The organism is Cryobacterium sp. M96 (assembly GCF_002929845.1).
GTDB lineage: Bacteria > Actinomycetota > Actinomycetes > Actinomycetales > Microbacteriaceae > Cryobacterium > Cryobacterium sandaracinum.
Window position 1 is genome coordinate 1 of the sequence record NZ_PJJS01000035.1, and the last position, 26132, is coordinate 26132.

At 67.2% G+C, this 26132-nt stretch carries 27 protein-coding genes, 1 tRNA gene and 3 pseudogenes; 21 read left to right on the forward strand and 10 right to left on the reverse strand.

All coding sequences use genetic code 11. The features are described from left to right. Positions 1–385 precede the first annotated feature (385 nt). The 5 genes from CXY79_RS03225 to dnaK are packed head-to-tail and all read right to left on the reverse strand — an operon-like array spanning position 386 to position 5474. Positions 386–1522, reverse strand: coding sequence for a class I SAM-dependent methyltransferase (locus tag CXY79_RS03225; RefSeq protein WP_104099723.1), 1137 nt, complete (start codon positions 1520–1522; stop codon positions 386–388). Between the two features lie 26 nt (positions 1523–1548). Beyond that, entirely contained in the window at positions 1549–1983 is a 435-nt protein-coding gene (locus tag CXY79_RS03230; RefSeq protein ID WP_104099724.1) for a heat shock protein transcriptional repressor HspR, read from the reverse strand. Positions 1984–1985: 2 nt separating this feature from the next. Next, the gene (locus tag CXY79_RS03235; protein ID WP_104099725.1) at positions 1986–2993 is read right to left on the reverse strand and encodes a DnaJ C-terminal domain-containing protein; all 1008 of its coding nucleotides are present in this window, start codon (positions 2991–2993) and stop codon (positions 1986–1988) included. Then, on the reverse strand, positions 2986–3606 hold the full coding sequence (locus CXY79_RS03240) for a nucleotide exchange factor GrpE (RefSeq protein WP_104099726.1): 621 nt from the start codon (positions 3604–3606) through the stop codon (positions 2986–2988). Before CXY79_RS03240 ends, CXY79_RS03235 begins: the two co-directional genes overlap by 8 nt. Further along, positions 3606–5474 (reverse strand): molecular chaperone DnaK, encoded by a 1869-nt coding sequence (gene dnaK / locus CXY79_RS03245; RefSeq protein WP_104099727.1) that lies wholly within the window; start codon positions 5472–5474, stop codon positions 3606–3608. The genes CXY79_RS03240 and dnaK overlap by 1 nt, the downstream gene beginning before the upstream one ends. A gap of 187 nt (positions 5475–5661) precedes the next feature. Between dnaK and CXY79_RS03250 the strand changes: the two genes are divergently transcribed. Next, a complete protein-coding gene (locus CXY79_RS03250; protein WP_104099728.1) occupies positions 5662–6990 on the forward strand; it encodes an MFS transporter in 1329 nt (442 codons plus the stop codon). On the opposite strand, the gene CXY79_RS03255 is transcribed toward CXY79_RS03250, so the two are convergent. Beyond that, positions 6987–7508 carry a hypothetical protein gene (locus CXY79_RS03255; RefSeq protein ID WP_104099729.1) on the reverse strand — a complete coding sequence of 174 codons (522 nt, stop codon included), beginning with the start codon at positions 7506–7508 and terminating at the stop codon, positions 6987–6989. The two genes, CXY79_RS03250 and CXY79_RS03255, sit on opposite strands and share 4 nt — an antisense overlap. A gap of 43 nt (positions 7509–7551) precedes the next feature. Continuing rightward, the gene (dcd, locus tag CXY79_RS03260) at positions 7552–8163 is read right to left on the reverse strand and encodes a dCTP deaminase (protein WP_104099730.1); all 612 of its coding nucleotides are present in this window, start codon (positions 8161–8163) and stop codon (positions 7552–7554) included. Positions 8164–8235: 72 nt separating this feature from the next. Between dcd and CXY79_RS03265 the strand changes: the two genes are divergently transcribed. The 5 genes and pseudogenes from CXY79_RS03265 (at position 8236) to CXY79_RS03285 (ending at position 11966) form a co-directional block, all read left to right on the forward strand. Continuing rightward, positions 8236–8306: transfer RNA gene (locus tag CXY79_RS03265), tRNA-Gly, on the forward strand. A gap of 89 nt (positions 8307–8395) precedes the next feature. After that, positions 8396–9160 carry a hypothetical protein gene (locus CXY79_RS03270; protein ID WP_104099731.1) on the forward strand — a complete coding sequence of 255 codons (765 nt, stop codon included), beginning with the start codon at positions 8396–8398 and terminating at the stop codon, positions 9158–9160. A gap of 243 nt (positions 9161–9403) precedes the next feature. Beyond that, entirely contained in the window at positions 9404–9982 is a 579-nt protein-coding gene (locus tag CXY79_RS03275; RefSeq protein ID WP_104099732.1) for a hypothetical protein, read from the forward strand. Continuing rightward, a pseudogene (locus CXY79_RS03280) lies at positions 9979–10659 on the forward strand (ABC transporter ATP-binding protein). Before CXY79_RS03275 ends, CXY79_RS03280 begins: the two are co-directional and overlap by 4 nt. Positions 10660–10667: 8 nt before the next feature. Further along, positions 10668–11966, forward strand: a complete 1299-nt coding sequence (locus CXY79_RS03285; RefSeq protein ID WP_199186714.1) for an ABC transporter permease — start codon at positions 10668–10670, stop codon at positions 11964–11966. Positions 11967–11991: 25 nt separating this feature from the next. On the opposite strand, the gene CXY79_RS03290 is transcribed toward CXY79_RS03285, so the two are convergent. Next, entirely contained in the window at positions 11992–12882 is an 891-nt protein-coding gene (locus CXY79_RS03290) for a LysR family transcriptional regulator (RefSeq protein WP_104099734.1), read from the reverse strand. Between the two features lie 118 nt (positions 12883–13000). Here CXY79_RS03290 and alsS point away from each other — a divergent pair, with 118 nt between their 5' ends. The 3 genes and pseudogenes from alsS to CXY79_RS03305 all read left to right on the forward strand — a co-directional run. Then, positions 13001–14743 (forward strand): acetolactate synthase AlsS, encoded by a 1743-nt coding sequence (gene alsS / locus CXY79_RS03295; RefSeq protein WP_104099778.1) that lies wholly within the window; start codon positions 13001–13003, stop codon positions 14741–14743. Beyond that, a complete protein-coding gene (budA, locus tag CXY79_RS03300; RefSeq protein ID WP_104099735.1) occupies positions 14740–15471 on the forward strand; it encodes an acetolactate decarboxylase in 732 nt (243 codons plus the stop codon). The genes alsS and budA overlap by 4 nt, the downstream gene beginning before the upstream one ends. A 404-nt stretch (positions 15472–15875) precedes the next feature. After that, positions 15876–16037: pseudogene (locus CXY79_RS03305) on the forward strand (PhnA domain-containing protein); the annotation flags it as partial. An 8-nt stretch (positions 16038–16045) separates the two neighbouring features. Here CXY79_RS03305 and CXY79_RS03310 read toward each other — a convergent pair. Further along, entirely contained in the window at positions 16046–16594 is a 549-nt protein-coding gene (locus CXY79_RS03310; protein ID WP_104099736.1) for a hypothetical protein, read from the reverse strand. A gap of 46 nt (positions 16595–16640) precedes the next feature. Between CXY79_RS03310 and CXY79_RS03315 the strand changes: the two are divergent. The 10 genes and pseudogenes from CXY79_RS03315 to CXY79_RS03355 all read left to right on the forward strand — a co-directional run. After that, a pseudogene (locus CXY79_RS03315) lies at positions 16641–17969 on the forward strand (AMP-binding protein); the annotation flags it as partial. 165 nt (positions 17970–18134) lie between these two features. Then, on the forward strand, positions 18135–18248 hold the full coding sequence (locus CXY79_RS16850) for a hypothetical protein (RefSeq protein ID WP_347232698.1): 114 nt from the start codon (positions 18135–18137) through the stop codon (positions 18246–18248). Between the two features lie 129 nt (positions 18249–18377). Further along, positions 18378–19061: a thiamine pyrophosphate-dependent enzyme gene (locus CXY79_RS03320; protein ID WP_369827929.1), complete on the forward strand. Its 684-nt coding sequence runs from the start codon at positions 18378–18380 to the stop codon at positions 19059–19061. A 13-nt stretch (positions 19062–19074) separates the two neighbouring features. Next, positions 19075–19872, forward strand: a complete 798-nt coding sequence (locus tag CXY79_RS03325) for an alpha-ketoacid dehydrogenase subunit beta (protein WP_104099737.1) — start codon at positions 19075–19077, stop codon at positions 19870–19872. Then, complete coding sequence (locus CXY79_RS03330) at positions 19865–21043, forward strand: E3 binding domain-containing protein (protein ID WP_104099738.1); 1179 nt, start codon at positions 19865–19867, stop codon at positions 21041–21043. Before CXY79_RS03325 ends, CXY79_RS03330 begins: the two co-directional genes overlap by 8 nt. Then, complete coding sequence (locus tag CXY79_RS03335; RefSeq protein ID WP_104099739.1) at positions 21040–21291, forward strand: acyl carrier protein; 252 nt, start codon at positions 21040–21042, stop codon at positions 21289–21291. The genes CXY79_RS03330 and CXY79_RS03335 overlap by 4 nt, the downstream gene beginning before the upstream one ends. A 105-nt stretch (positions 21292–21396) precedes the next feature. After that, complete coding sequence (locus CXY79_RS03340; protein ID WP_104099779.1) at positions 21397–22335, forward strand: RNA polymerase sigma factor RpoD/SigA; 939 nt, start codon at positions 21397–21399, stop codon at positions 22333–22335. A gap of 196 nt (positions 22336–22531) precedes the next feature. After that, positions 22532–23425: a D-hexose-6-phosphate mutarotase gene (locus tag CXY79_RS03345; RefSeq protein ID WP_104099740.1), complete on the forward strand. Its 894-nt coding sequence runs from the start codon at positions 22532–22534 to the stop codon at positions 23423–23425. A 114-nt stretch (positions 23426–23539) separates the two neighbouring features. Next, the gene (locus tag CXY79_RS03350) at positions 23540–23980 is read left to right on the forward strand and encodes an Asp23/Gls24 family envelope stress response protein (RefSeq protein WP_104099741.1); all 441 of its coding nucleotides are present in this window, start codon (positions 23540–23542) and stop codon (positions 23978–23980) included. A 75-nt stretch (positions 23981–24055) separates the two neighbouring features. Beyond that, positions 24056–24322, forward strand: a complete 267-nt coding sequence (locus CXY79_RS03355; RefSeq protein ID WP_104099742.1) for a GlsB/YeaQ/YmgE family stress response membrane protein — start codon at positions 24056–24058, stop codon at positions 24320–24322. Positions 24323–24451: 129 nt separating this feature from the next. Here the strand turns inward: CXY79_RS03355 and CXY79_RS03360 are convergent, their stop codons facing one another. Next, a complete protein-coding gene (locus tag CXY79_RS03360; RefSeq protein WP_104099743.1) occupies positions 24452–24973 on the reverse strand; it encodes a DinB family protein in 522 nt (173 codons plus the stop codon). 118 nt (positions 24974–25091) lie between these two features. On the opposite strand from CXY79_RS03360, the gene CXY79_RS03365 reads away from it, so the two are divergent. Together CXY79_RS03365 and CXY79_RS03370 are read left to right on the forward strand one after the other, a co-directional pair. After that, positions 25092–25502, forward strand: coding sequence for a DUF4383 domain-containing protein (locus tag CXY79_RS03365; protein WP_104099744.1), 411 nt, complete (start codon positions 25092–25094; stop codon positions 25500–25502). 36 nt (positions 25503–25538) lie between these two features. After that, complete coding sequence (locus tag CXY79_RS03370) at positions 25539–26120, forward strand: hypothetical protein (protein WP_104099745.1); 582 nt, start codon at positions 25539–25541, stop codon at positions 26118–26120. Positions 26121–26132: the final 12 nt, after the last annotated feature.

Consider the following 26132-nt stretch of genomic DNA (forward strand, 5'->3'; position numbering starts at 1 on the left):
ACCCACCAAGGGCTGTCGCTTCGAGGCAACTTATATAAGTTACCCACCCGACTAATCTCTGTCAAATCACGGAAAGCAGCCGATTCCAAGTGCGCCAAAGCGACTCGAAATCATCTACATACGCGACCTGACGACCAGCCGAAGAGAGATATTATTTTGGTTTGAACCCGAACACTCCCTGGTCGGGAGGATATTCGAGAAGAAACTAAATCTTCGTCCCACTTGAGGCCGGGAAGCTCTGCGGCTTTCCGCACCTGTGGGGTGACTAGAGAGACATTACGGTGAATTTTGGGGGTGCGCAACTCCCTCCCGCATCCCGGGCGTGTCGGCTCCGGCGCCCTGGCGGAAGCCCCCAGGTGCGGGCCTCACGGCGGTCCGGCGCGTCTCAGCGTCCGGTCGAGACCGTGACGGTGAACTTGGCGTTCCGACCGACCTGGTGTGTCGGCCCGACCAATCGCGTCAGCGCGGGGCGATAACCGAGGTGGGTGTTCCACACACTCCACAGTTCACCACCGGGCTGCAACACTCGTCCGGCATCCTCGAACAGTTTCAGGGCTATGCCGGCATGGACCGACGAGCCGATGTGAAAGGGCGGGTTCAGCACAATCAGTTCGGCCGAGGCATCCGGTTGGCTCTGGAGCGCGTCATCCCGCACGACCGTGACCCGGTCGGCGAGCGCATTGGCCACCATGGTGGCCCGCGCGGAGGCGACGGCCGCGGCCGACTGGTCGGTGGCGGTCACCCGCAGGGCGGGACGGCGTCGGGCGAGGGTGGCGGCGAGCACCCCGGTGCCGCAGCCGAGGTCGATGGCGCTCCGAGCATCCGTTTTCATCCGATCAAGGAACTCAAGCAGGTAGCGCGTTCCGATATCGACGGTCGCGCCGGCAAACGCAGCCCCGTGGGCGCAGATCGTGAGTCCCAGGTCGGCGTGCTCCACAGAATTCGGCCAGGTGGACACCGTCGGCTGAGTTGCGGAGGCAGTCGGAGCCGCTGCCCTGAGTACCCGCGACTTTTGCCGGGCCGACGAGACCTGCAGCTCGCCGAAGTGCCGGCGGAGCACCGCGTTCATGGTCGGCGTCATGTGCTTGATGCGTCCGCCGGCGATCACCACCACATCCGGTGCCGCGAAACGACGGATGGCGTCGGCGAACTCATCGAGCGCCGTCAGACTGCGCGGCAGCTGGATCAGTACCACCCGCGCGTTCGTCAGCAGTTCTTCGCCCAGGATGAGGGAGCGGTAGGAATCGGCGAGTCCGGCGTCGGCCGCATTCAGGGTGAGGGCCAACTCCCCAGAGAGGACATCCTGGTGCACCCGGATTCCCCGGGCCCCGGCCAGTGCGGCCGCGCCCAGGGTGAGAGCGCCATAGCGGTCCTCGATCACCACGACCTCGCCGGATCCTGCCTCGGCCAGCACGCCGGCCGCCTCGTCGAGGATCAGGCGGTCGCTCGCATCCACGGCGAAGAGATTGTCCGCTTCCACGTCGGGGAAACGCCTCAGGCGGTCAAAGGAAAAATCAGGCATTGCCTCAGGCTAGCCCGCAGGTGCGGCTACTTCTCGTCGCCGATCGGGCGGGAACCCAGGGGGCGCCAGATCACGATCTGGTTGGACCGGCGCGTGCGCGTACCGGCCCGCATCGAGATGACCTCACCGGCCGAGCCGGCCGCGAAGACGCGGCGGCCCGGACGGTTGAGCAGTTCATCGGCCAGCGCAGACTCCAATTCGCGCAGCCGCGATTCGAGCGTGCGCACGTGGTCCTCGAGGTCAATGATGCGACGGATCCCTTCCAGGCTCACACCCTCGGCACCGAGCTCCGCGATCTCGCGGAGCTTGGCCACATCCCGCATCGAGTACCGGCGAGACCGACCGGGGGTGCGGTCGGGACTCACCAGCCCCAGGCGATCGTATTGGCGCAGCGTTTGCGGGTGCATGCCCGCAAGCTCGGCGGCCATCGAGATTACGAAAACCCGGGTGTTCTCGTCCACCGTCAGTCTCTCGCCTTCGCGAGGAGTTCGTCGCGCGGATTCTCCTTCGGCAGTGCTTCCGCGAAGGCCGCGAGTTTCTCTTCGGCGTCCTTCGACAGATGAGACGGAACGGCAACCTGAACCTCCGCCAGCAGGTCCCCGGTGCCCTTGGGCGTCACGACGCCACGCCCCTTGACGCGCAGCACGCGCCCGCTCGGGGTGCCCGGGGCGATGCGCAGTTTGACCGGCGCTCCGCCCAACGTCGGCACCTCGATAGTGGCGCCGAGCGCGGCCTCGACGAACGTGACCGGAACGGAGACCCGCAGGTTCAGCCCATCGCGTTCGAAGACCGGGTGCTTGCGCACGTTCACCGTGAGTACGATGTCGCCGGACTCGCCGCCGTCAGGGCTGTGCTGCCCCTGGCCGCGGAGCTTGATCTTCTGCCCGTCGGCCACCCCGGCCGGGATCTTCACCTTGATGGCGCGGCCATCCTGCGTTTGCAGGGTGATCTGGTCACCGTGCGTGGCCGTGATGAAGTCGACCGTTGTCGACGCGATCACGTCGCGGCCGCGAGTCGGCCCGCCGTAGCCGCGGAACCCGCCGCTCGAGGTGCCGAAACCGCCGCCACCCTGACCGCGGCCGAACATGCCGCCGAGGAGGTCGTCGAAACCGCCCTGCTCATAGGAGTAGCCGGGCTGTTGTTGCCGCGCGCCCCCACCGAACATGCCTCCGAAGACATCATCGAAGCCTCCGGCCTGCCCGCCACCGGGGCGCGGGGCGGTGAAGCGGGCCCCACCGCCCATCGCGCGCACAGCATCGTATTCCTTGCGTTGGGCAGGGTCACCGATCACCGAGTGTGCCTCGCTGATCTCCTTGAACGTCGCCTCGGCCGCAGGGTTGCCCGGATTGGAGTCCGGGTGATACGTGCGGGCGAGCTTGCGATAGGCCTTCTTCAGCTCGGCCGGGGTGACGTCCTTTGACACACCCAGGACCTTGTAAAAGTCCTTATCGAACCAGTCCTGGCTAGCCATCGCTCGGTACCTGCACGACGACCTTGGCCACGCGCAGGAGCGACGAGCCGAGGAAGTAGCCGGTCTCGATCACGTCACCGACGGTCTCCGACTCGATGCCCGCGGTGGGCAGCTGGAAGATCGCCTCGTGGATGGTCGGATCGAACGGTTCGCCGACCGTGCCGAAGGACTTCACGCCCAGGCGCTCGACGCTCCCCCGCAGTTTCGCGGCGATCGTGCTGAACGCCGAGTCTTCGACCAGGTCGCCGTGCTTCTCAGCGCGGTCGAGATCGTCGAGCACGGGAATCAGGCCCTTTACGACATCCACGGTGACGCGCTCACGCTCGACCTCGCGGTTGGCCTCGGTGCGGCGACGGTAGTTGGCGTACTCCGCGGTGACCCGCTTGAGGTCGGCGAGGTGCTCGCTCGTGGGCTCGTCGACTTCCCGCGTGGCGGCGTCCAGGATGTCTTGGACCGTCAGCTCGTCCTCTTCGATACCCTCGGCGGACGCCTCGTCGATGTCCTCGACACTCACACCTTCGGCTTCCGCCTCGGCGTCGGTCCCGGGGGCACCCTCAGTGGATGCCCCCTCGTCAAACGGCTCGTCGCCAGGACGCTTGTTGTCGTCTGCCATTACTTCTTGGCCTCGTCTTCGTCGTCGACGACCTCGGCGTCAACCACGTCTTCGTCGGAGCCGGCCGCGTCGGCGGTCGGCTCGGAGTCGGTTGGGGCACCGGCCGCGGCATCCGCCTGGCTGGTCTTGTAGATGGCCTCGCCGAGCTTGCCCTGGCTCTCGTTGAGCTTGTCGAAGGCCGTCTTCACGGCCGCATCGTCGTCGCCGACGAGAGCGGCCTTGAGGGCGTCGACGTCGGCCTGAACCTCGGACTTCACGTCCTCGGGCAGCTTCTCGTCGTTCTCCTTGATCAGCTTCTCGATCGAGTAAGCGAGCTGCTCCGCCGTGTTGCGGGTCTCGGCTGCCTCGCGACGGCGCTTGTCCTCGGCGGCGTGCTCTTCGCCCTCGCGCACCATGCGCTCGATGTCTTCCTTCGCGAGCGAAGATCCGCCCGTGATGGTCATCGACTGTTCCTTGCCGGTGCCCTTGTCTTTGGCAGACACGTGCACGATGCCGTTGGCGTCGAGATCGAAGGTAACCTCAACCTGCGGGATGCCGCGCGGGGCCGGCGCGATGCCGGTCAGCTCGAACGTGCCGAGGTTCTTGTTGTCGCGGGTGAACTCGCGCTCGCCTTGGAAGACCTGGATCGCGACGGACGGCTGGTTGTCGTCGGCTGTGGTGAAGGTCTCGCTGCGCTTGGTCGGGATGGCCGTGTTGCGCTCGATCAGGCGCGTCATGATGCCGCCCTTGGTCTCGATGCCGAGGCTCAGCGGGGTGACGTCGATGAGCAGGACATCTTTGCGCTCACCCTTCAGCACGCCGGCCTGCAGTGCGGCGCCAACGGCGACGACCTCGTCCGGGTTGACGCCCTTGTTCGGGTCCTTGCCACCGGTCTCGGCCTTGACGAGCTCGTACACGGCGGGCATGCGGGTGGAGCCACCGACGAGAACGACGTGGGCGATATCTTCCACCTTGACCCCGGCTTCACGGATGACGTCCTGAAACGGCTTCTTCGTGCGGTCGAGCAGGTCTTCGGTCATCTTCTCGAACTGGGCGCGGGTGAGCGTCTCGTCGAGGTTGGCCGGGCCATTCTCGGTCAGGGAGAGGTACGGCAGCTGGATGCTCGTCGACATGCTGCTCGAGAGTTCCTTCTTGGCCTGCTCGGCGGCTTCCTTGAGGCGCTGCTTGGCGATCTTGTCCTTGGAGACGTCGACGCCGGTGGTTTCCTTGAACTTCTTGATCAGGTGATCGACGATGCGCTGATCCCAGTCGTCGCCGCCGAGGCGGTTGTCACCGGCAGTCGACCGCACCTGAATGGTGGAGAAGTCGTCGTCCTTGCCTACCTCGAGGAGGGAGACGTCGAAGGTTCCGCCGCCGAGGTCGAAGACCAGGATGAGCTCGTCTTCTTTGCCACGGTCGAGGCCGTAGGCGAGTGCGGCCGCGGTCGGCTCGTTGATAATACGCAGCACGTTGAGGCCGGAGATCTCGCCGGCCTCCTTGGTGGCCTGGCGCTCGGCATCGTTGAAGTACGCGGGAACGGTGATGACGGCATCCGTCACCTTGTCGCCCAGGTACGCCTCGGCATCGCGCTTGAGCTTGGCCAGGATGCGGGCCGAAACTTCCTGCGGGGTGAACTTCTTGTCGTCGATGGCGACATTCCAGTCGGTGCCCATATGGCGCTTGACCGACGCGATGGTGCGGTCGACGTTGGTGACGGCCTGGCGCTTGGCGGTCTCGCCGACCAGCACCTCGCCGTCTTTGGTGAAGGCGACGACGGACGGCGTGGTCCGGAAGCCTTCGGCGTTTGCGATGACGGTGGGTTCTCCACCTTCGAGGACGGCCACCACAGAGTTGGTGGTTCCGAGGTCGATGCCTACTGCACGGGCCATGTGTGCGTTCTCCTTTAAAGTATGTTCTCAGCTCGATTTCACAGAGTTGAGTGGTGCTGGCTCAAGTGTGCCAGTGTCCCAAATCGAAAGTCAAGCCACGCACCTGAGAGTTGAGCGTGAACGACTCAACTTTGAGATTTCGTGCAATCGATGGTCTCCGGCCACCCGCATCCACTAGCCTCAGCGCATGACCGGGATCGCGGAGCAGGGCAGCACGGATGCCCGGGAGCTGCCAGACAAAACGAGCAGACGCCGCGTAGTGGCTTGGAGCTTCTGGGACTGGGGCTCTGCCGCGTTTAATGCGGTGGTCACCACCTTCGTCTTCACCGTCTACATCACGGGCAGCTCGTTCGGCGACAAAGACGTCATTTCCGCCCAGCTCGGTTGGGCCCTCGCCATCGCCGGCTTGCTGGTAGCGGTGCTGGCCCCGATCACCGGACAGCGCTCGGACACCTCCGGGCGGCGCAAGCTGTGGCTCGGCGTCAACACGTTCATCGTGGTGGGCCTCACCGCGGCGATGTTCTTCGTGGAGGCTTCACCGAGCTTCCTGCTGCTCGGCCTCGTTCTGGTGGCCGCCGGCAACGTCTTCTTCGAGTTCGCCAGCGTCAACTACAACGCCATGTTGTCCCAGGTCTCGACCGCGCGCACCATCGGCAGGGTCAGCGGTTTCGGTTGGGGCATGGGCTACATCGGCGGCATCGTGCTGCTGCTCATCGTGTACTTCGGTTTCATCAGCCCCGACGTGGGTCTGTTCGGGGTGACCAGCGAGAACGGCCTCTCGGTGCGGGTCACGATGCTCATCGCGGCCGCCTGGTTCGGCCTGTTCGCCCTGCCGGTGCTGTTCTCGGTTCCCGAAAACCGTTCTCCCGTTGCGGTGCGCCGGCCCCGGGTGAGCTTCCTCCGTTCCTACGTCGTGCTCGGGCAGGACATCATTCGGCTCTGGAAGACCAGCCGCCAGACGGTGTACTTCCTGATCGCGAGCGCGATCTTCCGCGACGGCCTGGCCGGGGTTTTCACCTTCGGCGGGGTGCTCGCGGCATCCGTCTTCGGATTCTCACCCGGCGAGGTGATCATCTTCGCTATCGCCGCCAATGTCGTGGCGGGCGTGGCCACCATCATCGCCGGCGCGCTTGACGACCGGGTCGGCGCAAAGCCGATCATCGTGACCGCTCTGATCGGCCTGATCGTGTTCGGCAGCATCGTATTCCTGCTGCACGACGGCGGTCAGATCGTGTTCTGGACCGCCGGCCTCGCCTTGACGCTCTTCGTCGGGCCGGCCCAGTCGGCCAGCCGCACCTTCCTGGCACGCCTGATCCCGGCCGGCCGGGAGGGTGAGGTCTTCGGGCTCTACGCCACGACGGGCCGCGCGGTGAGCTTTCTGGCGCCGACCATGTTCGCCCTGACGGTGACGATCTTCGGCGAAACCTATTGGGGCATCCTCGGACTTATGTTGGTTTTGCTCGTGGGGCTGCTTCTCCTGCTGCCGGTGAAGGCACGCCAGGACCAGATCGGCTAACGGATGCGGGTGGCCTCGTTGTGCTCGACCAGCACCCAGGTGGAACCCTCGTCGTTGGAGACCCAGCCCTCCCAGGCGTAGGCGTCAGGTGTGATCGAGACGAAGTTCCAGCGGATCGGGCGGCCGTCGGTGCCCGTGCCGTCCTGGCGCAGGCCGTTGCGGTGGGGGGTCGCCACGAGGTGGCAGTACTCGCCGGATGCCGGGGCGAAATAGCTGACCCGCCACACGCCGGCGTAGGAATCATAGACTCGCACGGCCGTGGCGACGGTCTCGAAGCCGGTCGGGTGCGAGTCGCTCACGACGACCTCGACGTCTTGCACCGCACGCCCGTCGAGCACGAAGTCGACGATCCAGGTGAATTCGCGCACGGTCCATTCGCCGGTCGTCTCGTCGAGGCGGGACCCGGTGGCGGCCCAGGCGCCGACCAGCTGGCCGAAGCGGCGCATCCGCCCCGGGTAGTCGGGTGTCGGTCCCGGCGCGACGAGCGCCTCGGCAAAGCTGGGCACGGATGTGGTCATGGGCCGATTTTACCGGGCGCGTGTTGCATGCGTGTGAACCGGGCTACTCGGCTCCGGTGGTCGATCCCATCGAGGCCTCCCGCACATCCGTGCAGTGGAAGTTCTGGAACGACCGCGACGCGGTCGGCCCGCGCTGGCCCTGGTAGCGGGAGCTGTATTCGCTTGAGCCGTAGGGACGTTCGGCGGGCGAACTCAGCCGGAAGAAGCAGAGCTGACCGATCTTCATGCCGGGCCACAGCTTGATCGGCAGGGTGGCGACGTTGCTCAACTCGAGCGTCACGTGGCCGGTGAAACCGGGATCGATGAAGCCGGCGGTCGAGTGGGTGAGCAGGCCGAGCCGGCCGAGCGAGCTCTTGCCCTCCAGCCGCGCGGCGACGTCGTCGGGCAGGGTGACCTTCTCGTAGGTGGACCCGAGTACGAACTCACCGGGGTGCAGGATGAACGGTTCGCCCGCGGCGGTCTCGATCAACCGGGTCAGATCGGGCTGGTCTTCGGCCGGATCGATATAGGGGTACTTGTGGTTGTCGAAGAGGCGGAAGAAGCCGTCGAGTCGCACGTCGATACTCGACGGCTGGATCATGTCGGCCTGGTACGGCTCCAGACGGATTCGTTCCGCGTTGATTTCAGCCTTGATTTCGCGATCCGAGAGCAGCACGGTTCCAGCCTAACGGCGCGGACTTGATATGCTGGCACGGTTCCGTTCCGGGCTTGCCTGCGCGACGGACATGCGGATGTAGTTCAATGGTAGAACTTCAGCTTCCCAAGCTGATAGCGCGGGTTCGATTCCCGTCATCCGCTCACGTGTCATATTTCTCGGTCCTGTGATGCGGCTCGGTGATGCGGCTCTGTGCTGCCCCACGTCGGCGGCCTCCGGTATCGTCGAGACTATGACCGACCCGACACTGCGTATGCCGAACACCGTGCTGCGGGTGGTGCTCGACCTCGGCGTGCTGCCCCTGGACATCCCCCCGCTGCCCCCGCGTTTCCGGCACCCGGAATTCGACGCGGACTGGGACGACGAGGAGCAGGTCGCCGGCATCTTCCTCGGCTTCGACGACGGAGAGTTCCACCTGGACATCCTGGAAGAAGGAGTCGAGTACCACTTCCACAACGCGGACGGGTCTTCGAGCGATGACAGTCCGTGGCCGGCCGCCGACACCCAGGCCCTCGTCGACTGGGCGACCGGCTTCGTGCTGCACGTTGCACCGCGCCTCCCGGATCTGCTGGAAGACTCGGATGAGGCCGCCGAATGGCACCATGTGGGGCTGCCGGTGTACTCCCGCGATTACGGGCCGGTCCCGCTCGAAATCATCGACGTGGAGTTGGAGGGCGAGCAGCTGATGCTCCCCTGGCTCGGGTCCGGCCACATCGCCGACGATCACCTCGACGGACCTGACCACCCGATCGCGCTCCTCTGGAATCCGGAGCACGAAGATCCGGATATCCCGATCGCACGGGTGTGGCTGAACCCGAAGACCGGGGAACCGACAGCGCGCGCGGAAGCAGGGGTGGACTGGTCGGCCGTGGGGCTCACCAAAGCGGAAGTCCTGTCATGGGCGGAGAGCCTGTACCTGAACAATCACGTGATCGGCGATCCGGCCCAGATGATCATGCGAGCCGCACTGGAACGCATGGCAGGGCTCGACCGCTAGCTGAGTGAGTCCCAACCCGTTGGGTTGCATGACTCCCGATAGCTCCGATCCGACAGCCCCCGTGGACTTTGTTCCTCAGCGGCGGAGCGCCGGGTCCGTCGCCGCACCAATTCGACGGAGATTCTCGTATATGGGACCATTTTTTCGGGTTTCCGGGCCGTTTCGGGCAAAAACTCCGTCGAATTCGTTCGGGCCGGCGTTGCCGGCAGCGAGCGCGCCCTCGCCGCGGCGAACGAGGCCACCATGACCTATCTGGCGGCATGCGAAATCCTGTACCTGCCGGGTCTCCCCCGCCGGGTCGACGAGGTCACCGTATCCCGCGGCACCTCGATCACGGGCTCCGTGATGCGCGTCTCCGGTGCCACGATCCAGATCAGCGCCTCCGCCTCGGCGAGCGATGCCAAACTCATGAAGGTCGGCAACGCCGCCGTGCTCTCGATGCAGGACGATTCCGAGCACGGCGCCACCGTGACATCCGTCGCCGTGGCCGAGGCTAAAGAGGGAACGGATGCGGCGAGCGGACGCTTCACCATCCTGCTCACGCTCGACGACCTCACACCCGGGCAGCTCCAGAGCATCCAGGGCAGCAACCTGCGGGTCACCATCCCGGTCAGCTCCACCGACGGGGAGGTGCTCGCTGTGCCGTTGGCCGCGCTTACCGCCGGCCCGGGCGGGGTATCCCGGGTCGAGGTGTCGACCGGATACGGAAAAAAGACCGTGCTGGTCGAGGTGAGCGCCGGGCTCGCGGCTGACGGTTACGTCGAGGTGCAGGCGGTCGACGGTTCCCTCGAGGAAGGGGACCTCGTCGTGGCCGGGCGATGAGCCGACCGGCCGTCGTGGAGCTCATCGACGTCACCCGCTCCTTCCCCGGCCCGCCCGAGGTCCAGGCGCTCACATCAATCAACCTGCGGGTAGAGAAGCAGGACTACCTCTCGATCGTCGGGCCGAGCGGGTCGGGCAAGTCGACCATGCTCAACATCCTCGGCCTGCTCGACCGACCGAGCGTCGGCGAGTACTACCTCGACGGAGCGCTCACGGGTCTGGCCGGCGAGGCGGAACGCGCGGCGCTGCGGGGCGGCAAGATCGGCTTCGTGTTCCAGGCCTTCCACCTCATGCCGCACCGCTCGGTGTGCGACAATGTGCTGCTGGCCACGATCTACAGCAAAGTTCCGCGCGCCGACCGCGAATGACGGGCCCGCGCCGCCCTGCACCGGGTGCACCTGGACCACCGGATCGACTTCCTGCCCGGCACTCTCTTCGGCGGCGAGCGCCAGCGGGTCGCGGTCGCGCGGGCCGTGGTGGCCTCGCCCCAGCTGCTGTTGGCCGACGAGCCGACCGGCAACCTCGACGCCTCCACCTCCAGGGAGGTCATGGACCTGTTAGAGGAGCTGAACGCCGGCGGCCTCACGCTCATCGTCATCACCCACGACCGGGCCGTGGCGGATCGCGCCGGGCGCACCATCAGCATCACCGACGGCCGCGTGAGCGAAACAACATGAAATTGCGGATGCCGAACCGCCGTCGAGCGACCAGCGCTCCGGCCCCGGTAAGCGACGGTGACCGCGGGGCCGCGCCGGCCATCACCCGCGCCGACCGGTTCTCGGTGCAGGACCTCATCGTCGAGGCGGGCTATGGCATCGGGGCGCGCCCCACCCGCCTGATCATGACCACGCTCGGGACCACGATCAGAATCGCCTCCCTGGTGGTGACAATCGGATTCGCCCAGACGGCAGCCGGCCAGATCGCCCGCCAATTCGACGCGGTCGCGGCCACCCAGGTCGTGATCGAGCCGGGGAGCACCGACGGGATGAACGGCTCGGAGCGCGCGACCGGGCGACTGCCTTGGGATGCCCCGGACCGGGTCAGCCGCCTGGCCGGGGTGGAGCTGGCCGGCCTCGTCAGCGAGGTGCCCCTCGATGCCGTGACCATTACCGCGGTGCCGGTAGACGACCCGTCGGAACCGGCAACCCTGGGCCCATCGCTGATGGCCACCTTCCCCGGACTGCTCGACGCGGTTCGCGGCAACATCGTGACCGGCCGGTACTTCGACACCGGCCACGATGCCAGGGCCGATCGGGTGGCGGTGCTCGGTTCGCGCGCGGCTGAGCGCCTGGGCATCAACCGCGTCGACAGCCAGGCCTCCATCTTCATCGGCGACTCCTCATATACCGTGATCGGCATCATCGATGGGATGGAGCGACGCTCCGACCTGCTCGACGCGGTGGTCGTGCCGATGGGCACCTCGCGCGCCGACTTCGGCCTGACCGGCCCGGATGAACTGCAGATCCGGATCGCTCTCGGCGCCGGCAAAGTGGTCGCGGAACAGGCTCCGCTCGCCCTGGACCCCAACGCTGCGCAGAACTTCGAGGTACAGGCCCCGTCGGCTAGGTCCGCCCTGCGCGAGAACGTGCAGGCCGACGTGAACGTCATCTCCCTGATTCTCGGCGTGCTCGCACTCGTCGCGGGCGGACTGGGGATCGCGAACGTCACTCTGCTGTCGGTGATGGAAAGGGTGGGCGAGATCGGGCTGCGCCGGGCCTTGGGCGCCACCAAGCGCAACATCTCGAGCCAGTTCATGGTCGAATCCGTGGTCATCGGCCTACTCGGCGGCCTGATCGGAGCCGCACTCGGGGTCTTCGCGGTGGTGATCATGTCGCCTATTCAGCAGTGGGCGCCGGTCGTCGACCCCTGGCTCGCAGCCGGGTCGGCGCTGCTCGGGGCCGTCGTCGGCCTTGCCACCGGGGTCTACCCCGCCCTGAAGGCGTCGAATATCGAGCCGATCGTCGCCCTGCGCGGGGGCAACTGACGCACCCTGTCGACCCCGCCTCGCATCAGCCGCGCGCCTCGTCGGCGACGAGCGCGAGCTCCACGAACGCGCGCACGGCAGCCGACGCGCGCCGCTTGCGCGAGGCCGCCAGGTACACCGTGAAATCGGGCAGATTCGCCACGGGAAGCCGGTGCACGTCGAGCGCGTCGTGGGCGGTGAATTCGGGCAACAGGGCCACTCCGAGGCCGTTGGTCACGTATTCGGCGGCCGTTCCGATATCGGAGACCTCGATCATCACCCGCCGCTCGAGGCCGGCAGCGGTGAAGGCATCGTCCACGATCTGACGGCTGGCGTAGCCGGGCGGCAGATCGATGAACTCCTCCGGCACGAGGTCGCCCAGGCCCACGGCCGACGCGGAGGCGAGCCGGTGGCCTTTCGGCACCACCAGCACCATCGGCGACGAAGCGATCGGCACGGCTGAGAGCGCCGTCGGCGCCGGGCCGCTGAGGGCGAGGAAGGCCAGGTCGAGTTCGCCCGAGACGAGCTCGTCGACCAGCCCGGCCGACCCCCGCCGGGCCGCGCGCAGCCGCACGCCGACGCCCGGATGGCCGGCGCGGAAGAGACCGAGCAGCCGAGGCACATTGACGAGCGTGACCGAGGTCATCAGCCCGATCACGATGGACCCGGTGATGGCGCGGGTGGTGTCCTGGGCGGCGTCGCGCACCTCGTTCACGGCGTCGAGGGCGTCGCGCACCTTCGGAAGCAGCAGTTCGCCAGTCGTAGTGAGCCTGATCTGGCGGCGGCTGCGATCGAACAGTTCGACGCCCAATTCGCTTTCGAGCGATCGAATGCCGGCCGAGACGGCTGACTGGGCGATGGTGAGCCGGTCCCCGGCGCGCGTGAAGCTCAACTCACCGGCGACGGCGCTGAAGAATTCGAGCTGTCTCAATTCCATGGGCCTAAGCATCTCATTTTCAGATCGTTTGCATCGCTACTCGGCGTTGCTTGTTATTGAATGTGCAGCGACGATGGAGGGGAGGCCGATTCAGAACGGCGATCCGGGAGGCATCACAATGACCACTACTTCACCGCTCCAGAGCGACGACGACACAACCGAGACCACGCTCGTGCGCTCTGACGCCGGCACCCCCGCTCCGTCCACCCGCTCCGCCGAACGCGTGGTGGAATGCCTGAAGGCATACGGCGTGCAGTGGGTCTTCGGCGTTCCCGGCGCCAAGATCGACCCCGTCTATGACGCTCTCATCGACGACGGACCCGAGGTGATCGTGGTGCGTCACGAGCAGAATGCGGCCTTCATGGCCGCGGCCGTCGGGCGTCTGAGCGGCCAGCCGGGCGTCGTCCTGGTGACGAGCGGCCCAGGCACCTCCAACCTCGCGACGGGCCTGCTGACGGCGACGACCGAAGGCGACCCGGTGGTCGCCCTCTGCGGCGCGGTTCCGCGCGCAGACCGGTTGAAGCGTACCCACCAGACAATGGATGCCGTGGGCATGCTGTCCGCCGTGACCAAGTCCGCCGGCGAGGTGAGTGTCGCCGACAACGTGCCGGAAGCAATCGCGAACGCGTTCCGCGAGGCAACCCAGGAGCCCAAGGGCGCCGCAGCGGTTGTTCTCCCCTACGACGTGCTCACGGACTCGACGACCGTGTCGATGACGCATCCGCACTGGGTGCCGCAGCTGGGCGCCGCACCCTCCAAGAGCGTGCAGCGCGCTGCCGCCCTGCTGAAGGATGCGCAGTTCCCGGTCATCCTTGCCGGCGCGCGGTCCGGCTCGGACCAGGCCGTCGCGGCGCTGCACCGCCTGCTGGGCGTCGCCGGACTGCCCGTCGTTGAGACGTTCCAGGCCGCGGGAGTCATCTCGCACGAGCTCGAAGAGCATTACCTCGGACGCGTGGGCCTGTTCCGCAACCAGCCCGGGGACATCCTTCTGCACAAGGCCGACGTGATCCTGACCGTCGGCTACGACTTCGTCGAGTACGAACCGTCGAAGTGGAACAAAGACCACCTGCGCGTGATCATCCACCTGGACGAACTCTCCGCCGACCTCGACGACTACTACCGCCCCACGCTCGAACTGCGCGGCGACGTCGCCGAGACCCTCGACGCCCTCGCCCGCCAGATCAACGGGCTGTCGATGCCGGTCGCCGCCGCGGCCGAGGTAGCCGAGCAGCGCGCCCGCCTCGCGCACGCCGACCAGCCCACCGGTCGCCGGGACGAGTCCGAGGGCGTGCACCCGGCCGACCTCACCCTGATGATGCGCGAACTGCTCCCGGATGACACGACGGTGCTCTGCGACGTGGGCTCCCACTACATCTACATGGCCCGGCACTTCCGCACCTACCACCCGCGCACCCTGCTGTTCTCGAACGGCCAGCAGACCCTGGGCGTGGCCCTGCCCTGGGCGATCGCCGCGACCCTGGTGCGCCCGGGCACACCAGTCGTGTCCGTGTCGGGCGACGGCGGTTTTCTCTACTCCGCCATGGAGCTGGAGACGGCCGTGCGGCTCGGCTCGACGTTCACCCACATCATTTTCAACGACGGCACCTACGACATGGTGGCGTTCCAGCAGATGGGCAAATACGGGCGCACCTCCGGCGTGCAGCTGGGCGATTACGACGCCGTCGCCTATGCCGAATCATTCGGCGCCCACGGCCACCGGGTAACGCACCTCGACGACTTCGCCGGCATCCTGGCGCAGGCCCTTGCCGAACCCGGCCCGAGCATCATCGACGTGCACGTCGACTACCGCAACAATAGAGATGACCTGATGGCCGATCTGGAAAGCGATGTGCTGCAATGAGCAAATTCACTGTCACCCGACACGAAATTTTCCAGACGAGCCTGATGAGCGCGCTGCTCGACGGCGTCTACGAAGACGAGATGACCGTGCGCGACCTGCTCGGCCGCGGCAGTTTCGGACTCGGCACGTTCAACGGACTGGACGGTGAAATGCTGATCATCGACGGCATCTGCTACCAGCTGCGGGCCGACGGCGGGGTGTCGAAGGCCGACCTGGGCGCGCACACGCCCTACGCCGTCGTCACGAATTTCGTGCCTCATATCGAGAGCCAATTGCCGAAGAACATCGTGCGCGCGGAGGCGTCGACGTTCATCGACAAGCTGACGGCGTCGCAGAACTACATGTACGCCCTGCGCATCGACGGCGACTTCGAGTGGATCCGGATGCGCACGGTCGTCAAGCAGGAGAAGCCCTACCGCCCCATGGTGGAGGCAACCGACGAGGACGCGATCATTGAGTTGCACGACGTCTCGGGCGTCGTGGCTGGCTTCCGCACCCCGCTCTACGAGCAGGGGATCGGCGTGCCCGGCTGCCACACGCATTTCCTGACCGACGACCGCACGGCCGGCGGCCACGTGCTCGACTTCAAGCTGCGCTCCGGCACCGCTGCCCTGTGCCTCGGCACCGACCTGCGCTTGCAGCTGCCGCTGACGGATGCCTTCAAGAACGCCAACCTGTCCCCCGACGACCTCGAGTGGCAGATCCAGAAGACCGAAATGCACCGGTAGCCGAGCGATCCGAATCGGTTGGTTGTGTCGCTCTCGAAAGATCACAGCTCAGCGCACCGAGTGAATGCTGCTCATCACAGGTGACTCCCTGCCCGGCGTCCAGCCAATTCGACGGAGATTCTGGTGCAAATCGGCTTCTTCTCAGGATTTACGGCCATTTTTGGGCAAAATCTCGGCTCTCCGTCGAATTCGTCCGGGGTACGGGGTGGAGCGGCTGATGGAGGTGCGAAGCGCGCACGCGCTGCCGCTCATCCGGCGCGCGTTGTGGCCAATTCAGGAGATCCGTCCGGCCGGGCCGAACATCCGCCCCGGTTCCGCACTGGTCCGAGGCGGCCGATGGACTTGGCTGACGGATGTCCTGAGTTGGCCACAGGTGTCGGCTCGGCCGGGCCTAACCCACGCATGAGGGCAGCGCGACCGCCATCACGGTGAGCGCGAAGGTGCGGGGTATCCGTCTGCTGGATGGTGTGGGCGACCACGACATCGACTGCAAGGTGGACGGATTCGGCTCAATGCGGCTGAAGTCCAGCGTGGTGAAGAAGGTCCAGCCCCGAACCGCCCGCTAAGGGGACCGTCAGCGTCCGGAATCCAGCCCTGCCCGACGGTTCGACATCAGCGCCGCCAGATCGGTGTTCACCAGAACCCGCACCCGTTCCGCCCGCCGCTGCGCGTAGTCGGGCTCCCGGCGGTCGACAACCTGTTCGACCAGCCGGGCGGCGAGCGCGGCGCCGATTTCCTCGCTGGCGTCCGTGCGGGCCCGCTTAAGCAGGTCGGCGACCTGCTCGTCGTCGGCGGCCACGGCCCGTAGGGCACCGGCGAGCTTCAGGTGCACACTCCGTCGCAAGGCCAGCTGGCGCACGTGGAGCCTGTCATCGTCGGTGATCTCGAATGCGCTCCGCTGCCGGCCCAGGACTTTCCGCTGCCGGCCGACACGCTCGGCATCTTCCTCGTTCTGCGTCGCCAGCCGGACCAATTCGGAGCGGACGGCCGCGGTGTAATCGGCATCGGCGAAGTCGCGGTGCTCACGCAGCGCCCCCACGATGATGTGGTTCTTCACGGCCATGCGCGCCGCGGAGAGCCCGATGAGAACGCCCTCGTCGACAATCCGCTCAAAGGAGGCCATGGCGATACCCTACGCCCCACGCGCCCACGGGGGTCTCATGGGCTGCATGACGGCAGGAACCGAAGCCTCGACACGCTGGCCCACCATCCCCAAGAATGTTCGCGCCCTCACGGTACCGCCCAACCTCGTCAACTATGACGAGACCTGCGCCGCCTTCACCTGGGACGAGGCCCGCCACGCTCTTTCGGGGCTGCGCGGCGATCGGGGGCTCAACATCGCCTACGAGGCGGTTGACCGGCATGCCGCCGGTGCCAGGGCCGCTCACGAAGCCCTGTGCTTCGTGCGCGGCGACGGCAAGACCCACTCCCTGAGCCATGCAGAGCTCGCCGAGCAGACCGGCCGCTTCGCCAGCGTGCTGCGGGGCCTAGGCATCGGGCGGGGCGACCGGGTCTTCTCCCTCCTCGGCCGCGTTCCCGCGCTCTACGTCGCGGTGCTCGGCACGTTCAAGAATGCCAGCGTCTTCTGCCCGCTGTTCTCCGCCTTCGGGCCGGAGCCGGTACGCCCACGGCTCCAGCTCGGCGGCGGCCGGGCCCTGGTCACAACGCGGGCGCTGTACCGCAAGAAGGTGGCGCCGATCCGGGTCCAGCTGCCGGACCCGCGGCACGTGTTGCTGGTCGACGCCGACGGCCATCCGGACCCGGGCACGCTCGATCTGGCGGCCCTGCTGCGGGAGACCCCGCCCTACATCGAGATCGCCGCCACCCAGAGCTAGGACATGGCTCTGCTGCACTTCACGAGCGGCACCACCGGCACCCCGAAGGGTGCCATCCACGTGCACGACGCCGTGACCGCGCACGACGCGACCGGCCGGTTCGCCCTCGACCTGCACCCCGGTGATGTCTACTGGTGTACCGCCGACCCCGACTGGGTCACGGGCACCTCCTACGGCATCATCGCTCCGCTGGTGCACGGCGTGACCGCCATCGTCGACGAGGAGGAGCTGGACACGGACCGGTGGTACCGGGTGCTCGCCGAGCAGCGCGTGACCGTCTGGTACACGGCGCCGACCGCCCTGCGAATGCTTATGAAAGCCGGCTCAGACCGGGCCGCCGGCCACGACCTGTCCGCGCTGAGGTTCGTGGCCAGCGTGGGTGAGCCGCTCAACCCGGAGGTCGTGGTGTGGGGCCAGGAGACGTTCGGGCAACCCGTGCACGACAACTGGTGGCAGACCGAGACCGGCGGGATCATGATCGCGAACTGCGCGGCCACGCCCATCCACCCCGGCTCGATGGGGCGGCCTTTGCCCGGCGTCGAGGCAGCGCTGGGCGCCCGCGACCAGCAGGGCGCGCCGCTGATGCGGGGCGGCGAGGTCGTGCTGGTGACCGAAATGGATGCCCTGGGCGAGCTGGCACTGCGGCCCGGCTGGCCGTCGATGTTCCGCGGGTATTTGGGTGAGGAGGAACGTTACCGACGAACTTTCGTCGGCGTCGAGTACCTCAGCGGCGACCTCGCCCGGCGGGATTCCGACGGGTACTACTGGTTTGTCGGTCGCGGAGACGACGTCATCAAGTCGTCCGAGCACCTGATCGGGCCCTTCGAGATGGAGAGCTCGCTGATGGAGCACGAGGCGGTGGCGGAGGCCGGCGTGATCGGCATCCCGGATCCGGTTGACGGCGAGGTGGTCAAGGCCTTCGTGGCACTAAAGACAGGGTGAGAGCCCAGCGAGGCCCTGCAGCTGGACATTATCGGCTTCGCCCGCGGCCTGCTGCACCAGATGCTGCGGGTGCGGCGGTTCGAGGAGAAGTGCGCCGAGCTGTACAGCGCCGCATAGATCCGCGGGTTCATGCACGTCTGCATCGGCGAAGAGGCGGTGGCAGCCGGCGTTCTGGTGACGCTCGAACCGGAGGACGCCGTCGTGGCGACCAACCGCGAACACGGCCACGCGCTGCTGCGAGGGGTCGCCGCCGGCGCAATTCTGGCCGAGATGTACGGATTCGAACAGGGATGCTGCCGGGGCCGCAGCGGGTCCATGCACCTTTTCGACGCGGCCACCCGGTTCTTCGGGGGCAACGCCATCGTCGCCGGCGGTCTTCCTCTCGCCATCGGTCTGGCTCTGGCCGACAAGATGGCGGGCCGTTCCCGCGTCACCGCCTGCTTCTTCGGCGAGGGCGCCGTCGAGGAAGCCACTCGGCGCGCCGTCGCCGCCGTGAGAGCCGGAGCCGGACCGCACTTCCTCGAGCTCCGCACGTACCGCTTCCGGGCGCACACGATGATCGACCCCGAGCGCTACCGCGAGAAGGCCGAGGTGGCCCAGTGGCTGGAGCGCGACCCGATCGACCTGCTGCGCGCCGCGCTGGAGGCCGCCGGCGAGCTCCCCGAGCGCATGTGGGCCGACCTGCAGGCATCCGTGGACACCGAGGTGCAGGCCGCCGTCGACTTCGCCGAGGCAGGCACCGCGGAACCGGTCGAAAACCTCACCCGCCACGTGTATACCGAGAGAGACGTCACCGAGCAGGAACGATCATGAAACGGATGCCGAGATGAAAACCACCTATCGCGAGGCCATGCGGGCGGCCATCCGGGAGGCGATGGCGCGCGATGACCGGGTGTTCATGATGGGGGAAGACGTCGGGGCCTACGGCGGCTGCTTCGCGGTGAGCCTGGGTCTGCTAGAGGAATTCAGGCCCGAGCGCATCCGGGACACCCCGCTTTCGGAAACCGGGTTCGAGGCGGCCGGGATCGGCGCGGCCCTGGGCGGGATGCGCCCGATCGTCGAGATCATGACCGTCAACCCCAGTCTGCTCGCCCTCGGCCAGATCATGAACAACGCGGCGACCCTGTCCTACATGTCGGGCGGGCAGTTCAGTGTGCCCGTGGTGATCCGCATGACCACCGGCGCCGGGCGCCAGCTGGCCGCCCAACACTCGCACGGCCTCGAGAGCTGGTACGCACACATCCCGGGCCTGCGTATCCTCACCCCGTCGTCCCTGGCCGACGCCCGCGGGATGCTGTGGAGCGCCCTGCAAGACCCTGACCCGGTGCTGATCTTCGAGCATGGTTCGCTCTACAACACTGCCGGCGAGCTCGACGATGACGCCGGCGCGGTCGACATCGACACCGCAGTCGTGATCGACGAAGGTTGGCGCAGCGGCAGCATCTCGGCCGAGATCAGCGCCCGCATCACCGAAACAGCCTTCTTCGACCTGGATTCTCCGGTCGGCCGGGTCTGCAGCGCCGAGGTGCCGCTGCCCTACGCCCGGCACCTGGAGCAGGCCGCCCCGCCGTCGGCCGCACGCGTCATCGCCGCCGCCCGGGAGGCGGTGGGCACCCGTGGGTGAGTTCCGGATGCCGGCGCTCGGCGCGGACACGGAGCAGGGCAGCGTGGTGGAGTGGCTGGTCAAGCCGGGCGACTGCGTGCATCGCGGCGACATGGTCGCCGTCGTCGACACCGAGAAGGCGGACATCGACGTGGAGTCGTTCGAGGAGGGCGTGGTCGCCGAGCTGCTCGTCGAGGTCGGCACGACCGTTCTGGTCGGCGCACCACTCGCCCGGATCACCCAGACCCCGGCGGCCGAGGTCGAGCCCACGGTGCCGACCACGTCCGCGCCGGCCCCGGCGCTCGCCCGGGCGGTCCCGGTGCCGGGCTTCGTGTCTCCCCCTATGCGCCAGCTTGCACACCGGCTCGGCATCGACACCGACGCGTTGCACGGAACCGGGAAGCACGGCGCCCTCACCCGGGCCGACGTGGAGCAGGCCGCAGCCGCGCTGTCGACCGCCGAACAACCGCCTGCCCGGCACCGGCCGCCTGCCGAACAACCGTCTGCCCCGGCAGTAACCCCGCTGACGGTCCGCCGGGTGCGGTCCTCCCCGCTCGCGCGGCGCGTCGCCAAGAGTCTCGGCGTGGACCTGGCAGTCGTGCCGGGCACCGGCGCCGGGGGCGCCGTCACCGAGGCCGACGTGCGCAACGTCACCACCGCGCCACCCGTCGCAGAGCCGGCCGCCGCACCAGTGATCGCACCAACCGCCGGGCCAACCGCCGGGCCAACCGCCGCTCCAACGGATGCCGCCGAGCGGGCCGCGGGCCTGCTCCGCGCCATCGGGTCGCTGATGGCGCGCTCGAAGAAGACCATCCCGCACTACTACCTGAGCACCACCCTGGATTTGCGGGCGGCACTGGCCTGGATGGAGCAGTACAACTCCGCCCGCCCGATCGCTGAGCGGCTCGTGCCGGCCGCCCTGCTCCCGAAGGCCTCCGCGCTGGCCGCCAGGGACGTCCCCGAGGTCAACGACTTCTTCACCGAGGGTTCCTTCCAACCGAGCGCCGCAGTGCACCTGAGCGTAGCCGTGGCAGTGCGCCGGGGTGGCCTGGTTGCCCCCGCGCCGCACGACGCGGACACCCTGCCGCTGGAGGTGCTGATGAAACAGCTGCGGGACCTGGTGAGCCGGGCGCGCGGCGGGCGATTCCTCGCCCGGATCAACGAACTGTTGCAGAACCCGGAGGAGCTATGACCGAACAGACCGAACAGGAGGCCCGAGCGGCAGTGTATGCGGCCATCCGCCAGGTGGCGCCGGATGTCGACACCGACGATCTCGACGAGGGCGCGCGATTGCGCCAGGATCTGGAACTCGACTCGCTGGACTTCTTGCGGCTGATAAAGACGATCCACGAGGCGACAGGCGTTGACATCCCCGAGCGCGACTACGCGGTTGTCACAACGGTGCGAGTCCTGATCACCTATGTCGCCCTGCACGGTTGATTCAGTTCTCGAGCATTATTCGGTTTCTTCCCGGCCGAGTCAAGGCCCTCGACGCAGTCCCGCCCAGGATATGTACTGATGTTCCAGCCCGAACTGGAGGAACCCATGACCATTACCGCACATGCATCATCCGTTGCCACGTATAACCGTGCAGCGACGGACGCGTTCGGCGACTACCTGAGAAAAATTGGCAGCGTTTCGCTCCTCACCGCCGAGGACGAGGTCGACCTGGCCAGACGCATCGAAGTCGGCCTGTTCGCCGAGCAACGCAGCGAGCAGGGCGAAATTGAACCCTCTCTCCTCCGCGAGCTGGCCTGGCTTGCCCATGACGGCCGCCGCGCGAAGAACCACTTCATCGAAGCGAATCTGCGCCTGGTGGTCAGCATCGCCAAGCACTACTCCGGACGCGGAATGCCCATCATGGACCTCGTGCAGGACGGCAACATCGGCCTCGTCCGCGCCGTCGAAAAATACGACTTCATGACCGGCTACAAATTCTCCACCTACGCCACCTGGTGGATCCGCCAAGCCATCCACCGCGGCATGGCCGACAAATCCCGCATGATCCGCATCCCCGTGCACACCGCGGAGAAGCTCAACAAGATCAAGCGCATCCGCCGAGACCTCACCAGCACCCTCGACCGCGAACCCACCGTGGCGGAGCTCTCCGAGGCCTCGCAGATCCTGCCGGCCGATGTGATGCGCCTGCTGCGCTATGACAACGAGCCGATGTCCCTGCAGTCGCCGGTGGGCGATGGTCTCGGCGACATCTCCGAGCTGATCATCGACGACGACCTCCCCCAGCCCGAGGAGCATGCCGTGCTCACCATGCGGGCTTCGGACATCGTTTTCTACATGAGTGCCCTGCCGCCGCGGGAGCGGTCGATCCTGATGTCCCGGTTCGGTCTCGACGGGGGCGCGCCCCAGACGCTGGACCAGATCGCCGTCGTTCAGGGCGTGACCCGGGAACGGGTGCGCCAGATCGAGAAGCGCGCACTGGCCCTGCTGAAGGTGCCGTGCCTGGAACAGTACCTGCACGATTGACCGCCTCTGGGCGGGGACCCGACCGGCTGACGCAGCGGCCGACGCGACTCGAGAAGTCACGTCAGCCGCTGTGGTCACTCCCCCTGCTCATCCATGGCGCCCAGTGGTTCCGGTCGAAGGCGATTTCACTGACCCGGCCCAGCGGCGCGTCGATCGGCATTAGGCGCTCGGTCGCGGGAAGCGCGAAAATGGGCTCATGTCCTCCGTAAGCGCTGCACCCAGGTCTCTGCCCGCATCCGTTCGAATCGGAGAGGGCCGCGGTGGCCTCACCGTGGTGAGAGTGGTCGGTCGCGCCGGCTCCGCCGAAATCTACCTGCACGGCGCGCACGTCACCGACTTCACCCCGGCCGGCGGCCGGCCGGTGCTTTTCCTGAGCGACCTGAGCCGGTTCGAGGCCACCGCCGCGATCCGCGGCGGCGTGCCGATCTGCTTCCCCTGGTTCGGTGCGAATGCGCTCGATCCGGCCGCGCCGTCGCACGGTTTCGCCCGCCTGATCGAGTGGGAGCTCGTGGACGCCCACGAATCCGACGACGACGTCGTGCTCACCTTCAGCCTCACCGACACTCCCGCCACACGCACCTCGGCTTGGCCCCACCGTTTCGAGGCCCGCTACACGGTCACCGTCGGCGCCCGCCTGACCCTCGCCCTCCGGGTGACCAACCGGGAGACGGATGCGCTCAGCTACGAAGAAGCGCTGCACACCTATCTGCGAGTGAGCAATGTGCGCGGCACGACGGTCTCGGGGCTGCAGGGCACTGCGTTCCTGAACCAGCTGACCGCTCTGACCGAGCCCGCGGAGAACAATCCCCTGGGCTTCGGCACCGAGACGGACCGCCTCTATCTGGGCAGCCGCGGCAGCGCCACCGTCGCCGACCCGGACGGCCGCACCGTCACGATCGAATCCGACGGATCCGACAGCACCGTGGTCTGGAACCCCTGGGCCGACAAGGCCGCCCGGATGAGCGACTTCGGCGACGACGAGTGGCCCGGCATGGTCTGCGTGGAAACCGCGAACGTGCGCCGGGACCAGGTACGTCTGGACGCTGGCCAGAGCCACACGACGACCGTCGAGTTCGCGGTTTCGGCCTGAGAATCGACCTTCGGGACTGCCCCGCAAAAACTTTCTTTCGGCGCTAGCGTGACGAATTCCCGTCGACCCACGTCATACTAGTGTCGCCCGGCTCGTGCCACGCGCCGCGACAGATTGGAGCTTGCCATCGTTGTACAGACGACCTCCGCACGACCAGCCGTCCCCCCAACCGGACCAGGGACGACTGTCATCGCCGATGGCGTCGTCGCGAAGGTAGCCGGCATCGCCGCACGCGAGGTGCCGGGCGTTCACGCGCTCGGCGGAAGCGCGGCCCGGGCTCTCGGCGCCATCCGGGAAGCCCTCAGCGTCGCCGACCTCTCCCCCGGGGTGAGCGTCACCACCGAGGGCGCCGCGGCATCCATCGCGATCTCCATCGTCGTCGAGTACCCGCACGAACTGCAAAAGGTCGCGGGCGCAGTGCGCAACGCGGTCGAGACGGCGATCGAGACAATCGTCGGCATGCAGGTCACCTCGGTCGATGTGACCGTCAAGGACGTGCACCAGGCGTCAGATGACACGGTCGCGGACGTCGACGAGGCAGACACCCCGGACTAGTCCGGCTCTTTTCCCCACTTCACCAGAACTGACCTTCATCAGTTCGCAAACAACAGAGAGACGCAAGGACAAATTATGGGCTTCATCGGATTCCTTATTCTCGGACTCATCGCCGGCGCAATCGCCAAGGCAATCCTGCCGGGCAACCAGGGCGGCGGCTGGGTCATCACCCTCATCCTCGGCGTGCTCGGCGCGTTCCTCGGTGGTTTCCTCGGCTCGGTCATCTTCGGCACGGGTCTGGAGAACTTCTTCGACATCTCGACCTGGCTTCTCGCCATCGCCGGCTCCGTCATCGTTCTCGTGATCTACGGCGCACTCACGGGGCGTCGCCGCCGGGCCTAAGTCACGGCAGCGCGACAAGCGCGAACGAACGGGCGCACTATTAGGGGGTGCTCCGGTTCGTTCGCGCTTATTTTTTGTTGATTCGTGCCTGCTGGCGTCCGATTGCCGGCATTCTGCGTGCCGGTGGCGTCAGCCGCCGGCGACGTCGTGCAGGTGGTGCACCGGATCGTGCACAAAATATTGCCCCATCGTGGTGACGGTGAACCGGGCACCGTCGCTGCGGCGACCGGTTCGGCCGTGGTCTGCGGGCGAAACGGCGGCGAAAGAGCCGGCGACGGATGCCGCGGCTTCGGCGAGTTCGCGGGCCACGACCGCCGGCTCCTGCTCGTTATAGCGCTCCATCACCGCGGTGGCGTCCTGGTCCCAGTTCGGGAAAGCCGGGTCGTCCTCGGCGAGCATGAGGGTGAGACGCTCGTCGAAGATGCGGAACACGTCGCGAACATGGGCCGCGTATTCCAGGGCAGACCAGGTCTGCTCGTCGGGGCGCGACGCGACATCCGTTCGCTGCAGCACCGGCTGCCAGCGGGCCGCGTTCTCGCGCACCAGCCGCGGAATGTGCGCGAAATCGACGTCGGCGGCGGAGAAACCGCACTCCGGGCAGGGGCGCTCCAGCACCCAGGTCCAATCTTTTGTATCCGCGCTGATTCCCATCCGGTGATCCTATCCGGTGGTCACGGCTACGCACCGGTGTCCGGCCAAACCGAACCGTCGTTGATTCCGAACAATGGGCGAGCACGGATGCACCGTGACATCTACTGGAGGTCTTCTCATGCGTACATCCCCCAACCGCATCATTGCCACTGTTTTCGGTGCCGTCTACGTTCTGGTCGGCGTGCTCGGTTTCTTCGTGACCGGCGGCGTCGACTTCTTCGCCACCGATGGCGGCCTGCTTCTCGGCATCTTCGCGGTCAACCCTCTCCACAACACGGCCCACCTCCTGATCGGCGCAGCACTGTTGATCGCCGGCCTGGCCACGGCCCCCGCCGCAAAGGCCGTCAACACCACGGTCGGTGCGGTGTACCTGCTCCTCGGAATTGTCGGTTTCTTCATCGCCGACACCGCGCTCAACATCCTCGCCCTCAACACGGCCGACCACTTCCTACATCTGACCAGCGCCATCGTGCTGCTTGGAGCCGGTCTCGCAGCCGACAAGACGGTACCGCGCACGGTCACCGTCTAGCCCACGCGCGCCACCCACACCGCGGACAGGAATCCCATGACGCAGATCACGCGCCTCTGGATCGCTTTCGCCGCCCTCGGGGCAGGGATTATTCACCTGGCCGTGGGCGCCGGCGCTCCAGCCCTGCTCGCCGTCACCTTCGTCGGGCTCGGCGTCGCCGAGCTCTGCTGGGGTGTGGCGACGCTCGTGCGAGGAAGGCATCTTTGGCCGAACCAGGCCCTCGTCGCCGCCCTTCTCCCTGGCGTCATTTGGGCTGCAATGGTGGCGCTCCGCAGCACCTCGGCGGTGCCGGCCGACGCCACAGTGCTGCCGGTCTTCCCGATGACCATCGCCACCCTGTTCGGCGTGTTCGTGGCCGTCTCCCTTGCCCTCACCCGGCGGCGTGCCAGATGCCGGACGGCGGCATCCGACACCCCTGCCGGGGTGACCGGGGCGACCGAACCCGCACCGCAGGGCTGGCGTTTCCTGGCCGCGCTGACGCTCGGCGGCCTGCTGGTTTCCGGCCTGACCACTCCGGCCCTGGCCGCGACGGATGCCGGCACTCAGGCGGTCCCGCACGGGTCCCACGGTCACTCGGGCCCCGCCGTTCTGCCCGACGCACCGCACTCCCACCACTGACCGGCTGCGGGC